4 protein-coding genes are annotated in these 3,366 nt (G+C 44.1%); 1 reads left to right on the top strand and 3 read right to left on the bottom strand.

Going from position 1 to position 3,366, the window contains the following annotated elements; all coding sequences use genetic code 11:
* From ENN47_05450 to ENN47_05440, 3 genes are all read right to left on the bottom strand, one after another.
* Positions 1 to 1,022: putative CRISPR-associated protein (locus ENN47_05450; GenBank protein ID HDP77619.1), on the bottom strand; the 1,022-nt coding region annotated here is incomplete at its 3' end.
* A gap of 100 nt (positions 1,023 to 1,122) precedes the next feature.
* Entirely contained in the window at positions 1,123 to 1,386 is a 264-nt protein-coding gene (gene cas2, locus ENN47_05445; protein ID HDP77618.1) for a CRISPR-associated endonuclease Cas2, read from the bottom strand.
* A 93-nt stretch (positions 1,387 to 1,479) separates the two neighbouring features.
* Entirely contained in the window at positions 1,480 to 2,001 is a 522-nt protein-coding gene (locus ENN47_05440) for a hypothetical protein (protein ID HDP77617.1), read from the bottom strand.
* 1,107 nt (positions 2,002 to 3,108) lie between these two features.
* Between ENN47_05440 and ENN47_05435 the strand changes: the two genes are divergently transcribed.
* Positions 3,109 to 3,297 (top strand): hypothetical protein, encoded by a 189-nt coding sequence (locus tag ENN47_05435; protein HDP77616.1) that lies wholly within the window; start codon positions 3,109 to 3,111, stop codon positions 3,295 to 3,297.
* Positions 3,298 to 3,366 lie beyond the last annotated feature (69 nt).

Below are 3,366 nucleotides of genomic sequence, written 5' to 3'. Positions count from 1 at the left end.
GCCTTTATGATCTCTCCAAACTGCTTGCAGACGAACTCGTTTCTGTCGAATCTTTGGCTTGAGCCCCTTACCGATACTTCTTCAATGAACGGTATGGATAGCAGCTTGTCAATGAAGGACTGATTGTCTGAAATCATCTTATTTGAATGAGCTTCTTTGTAGCTCTTCTTTAGTCTATTCTCAACTGGTACAGTGCTCTCCTTAAGAGTTGCTTCAACATCCAGCTTTCCAAGACTCAGCCTGCAGGCTTGAACAAAAACCTCGCCCATGGGGCTCAACGAAAGCATGTGACCCACCGAATCCTGTTCGCGGTCGATAAGCAGCTTGATTTCTGCAGGGAGGGAGCTGAAGTTGATCCTGTAATCGTACTCTCTTTCAAGGTCTTTCTCGTTTATCACGGGGTTCATCTCCAGTGTGTCAAGAAGGCCTTTGTTCTCGAGCCAAAGCTCAACATCCAGAGACAAAGGCATCGGGGGAAGCTTAATCACTCCGTTGAAGGTCTCAAAGCGGTAGTAGACAGGTATTTTCACTCCCATTCCGAAAGCTAGAGAAAGGGCTATCTGAGCCTTATATCCGCCTGTGGCGTTGATAACAAGATTGTCTATGTGATGTTTGTATATATCGGCAATTATCTTCACCAGATTACGCAACCCCTTGTTCTGGAAATCTTCCGGTCTTGAGTCATCGAGATCAGTTATTGAAGTCACGAAAACCTCTCTGAAGTGCATATGTTCAGAGCGTTCAAAGAATAACTTGAGAGCGGCGCCAATCTTCTTGCCTTCCTCCGTATCCGAGGTCAGGAAGTATAGGTAATCTCTAGAAGACAAAACTGACTGAGAAAGAATAGACGCAAGAGAATTAATCTCAGCCCCAAAGTCACGATTCCCAATTGGATCACTCAGGTGGAGCAGACGATCAGCAACTTCGCTTGAAGACATGTTGCACAATTTTCTCAAGCTTGCTCCGACTGTGCAGATGATAGTGTTTATAGTTGTTTCCCCCTGTCTTCCCTCAAAATGCAATCCCCGGAGAAAAAATCAGAAGTCAGTATGGAAATTGAATTGATTATGAACGAATTATATCAGTTACTTTGTGGATATCCAAAGGCCATACTCGCTCTTTTCAGAGGATTTGAGTTTCTTTGGCCTTGTCAAGGCCGATAATCTCTTTCTTATAATCATTAGAAAGGCTCGAGCTGAAAATAATTACTGAGTCTTCCTCGGTCTTCATTAGTTTCTTAAGACCTGACTTTACTTTCTTGAGCTCTGCGAAAGTCAGCTCCCCTTCAAAAACCGAGTTCTGAATCCAATTCAGAAATCTGCGTAGATACTTTAGAACTTTTGCTACCCTTTTTTCATTGATATCGTAGACAATGATCACCCACATGATTACCTCCGGCTGTATTGGAAGTGAGCACTATTGATGAATTCCGAATGCAGGCAGGTCTTCTCGCCTGCCATAGAGATTTTTCTTGAGGTTCTACCCTGCGCTGATAAGAACACTGAGAGCCTCGACTGTTTTTCCATAAAGATCTTCGTTCAGCGGGAGCCACATTTCATCGTAGTTGAGATCGGGTTGGAAGAATTCTGTTCCGGCGCCTGTGATATCCAGGAAAGAGATCATGTTCAATAGTCCTGTTTTGCATTCGGGACAATACACAATTACCGTCGAATCAGATTCCATTAAGCAATGCAGCTCATGATTGTGTTTGCATTTGATTTCGTATGTGCTTTCTGTCCTCTCCATATGAAAGCCGGCATAGCTAACAGCATCTTCAAGGGAAAGAAGGTCTATACCAAGCAACTCAGAGAATCTGGTGCTGTCGTCTGGAATCTCTGCGGTTTCCTCGAAGAAGATTAGTCCCCTCTTTTCAAGCTCACAAAGATCCTTGAACTCGCCGGGTCTGGGCAAATACCATGAGTTCCCGTCCTTTGAGAGCCTTACCCCTCTCATGAAGGCAATGAAAGAGCCGTCATCTTTCCTCCTGATACTGTATACCAAGTTGCACCTCCTTCCTGTTCCTATTGCTTGAAGACCATTTACAGAAATCTGGCGTGAAAAAGATGAATAGGTCTCTAACGTTTGGCTAATCCTCTTTAAAAAACAAATCTGAGCCGCGGCTTGTTTTTTTATGATCCAAGAAAACCGTTTTGGATGCACTCTAGCTAAGCAACTGATAGAGCTTCTTCTGCTTTCAATAGCCGTTTGAACTGCGTCAGAACTATTTCTGCCTATTCTGATCCATAGTCCACGCGAAGAGGGCACACAAGAGACCGATTACTAAACCAGTCCATGCTCCGGAAATCAAGCCAAGAAGACCTAAAATTCCAATTAATGCTATGATCCCTATGAAGAGCTTAAACGGTAAGGACATTTCTTCACCTCCATTTCGAACGATGTATTTTGGCAAAGCAAACCTTCCGACAACGGTCTGCTCTTCAAGTTACATAATCACACTTTTTTATGTGGCCACTCTTCCGGGACAGCCATTCCAGTAATTAGCGGTCCATCTTTAGTTAGCTTGGTTCAGAGTGAAGCAAGCACAAGAGGAATGAACTCAGATAATTCGAGATCATTCTCCTGTTTTTTTACACTTGTTTGGAGATCCGATAAGACTTGCGAAGATGGAGATGAGAACAGAAATTGCTCCATGGATTTGAAAGTGATTCAGAAGTGGTGAATGTATATAAGAGCCTGTAAAGCTTATTGTAAGAGCAATTTAGCGATTTATCAGAACAAGAGAAGGCTCCTCGGCATTGAAAAATCAATGTGCAAGTCGTACGCAACTCATGCGCACTTAATGCGCAGATTCAGCACACTATCCTGATCAAACGGAAATCTCTTCCGAAGGGGAAGAGCAGTCATTACAAATCCACGACCGCAGAGATTCTACACGCAAGTCATGTGCAAACCATGCGCAACTTCCGCGCGAACAACGCACACGTACATTATATATAAACAAAACAAAACATAAAAACATTCTTTCTCCTAAAGGAGAAACGAAAGTTTTTGCTTTCGGAAGAACCTGCAGAAGAGATGAAAAAGTGTGCAATAAGCAAGTCAGAAGTATTCTTGCTGACGGGACCAAGAGCAATTGATTCCCTCTTGATGAAATTCAGGTGGCGTCCCCGGATGTTTCTCCGGGCATTGCGTCCGCCGATGATCTGCGGCGCATCACTTCCCGGGACGATCCTCCCGGCACAGCGTCCTGCCGAAGGCAGCAATTCATACCACTATGGTTCATACAAGAGCGGTTCACCGTTGACCGTCCAAGAGCAAGGACCCGTCCTCCGATAAGATCAAAGACCAGATCCTGATCAAGAGCGTATCAGGATGACAAACTGAGTTGATTCACACAACCTGATT

This window comes from Mesotoga infera (assembly GCA_011045915.1).
GTDB lineage: Bacteria > Thermotogota > Thermotogae > Petrotogales > Kosmotogaceae > Mesotoga > Mesotoga infera_D.
This window is presented reverse-complemented; position numbering and strand designations above follow the sequence as displayed.

Coding starts and splice junctions, on each gene's coding strand:
- ENN47_05435 (HDP77616.1), top strand. CDS start 3,109: ATGAAATTCAGGTGGCGTCCCCGGATGTTTCTCCGGGCATTGCGTCCG.
- cas2 (HDP77618.1), bottom strand. CDS start 1,386: ATGTGGGTGATCATTGTCTACGATATCAATGAAAAAAGGGTAGCAAAA.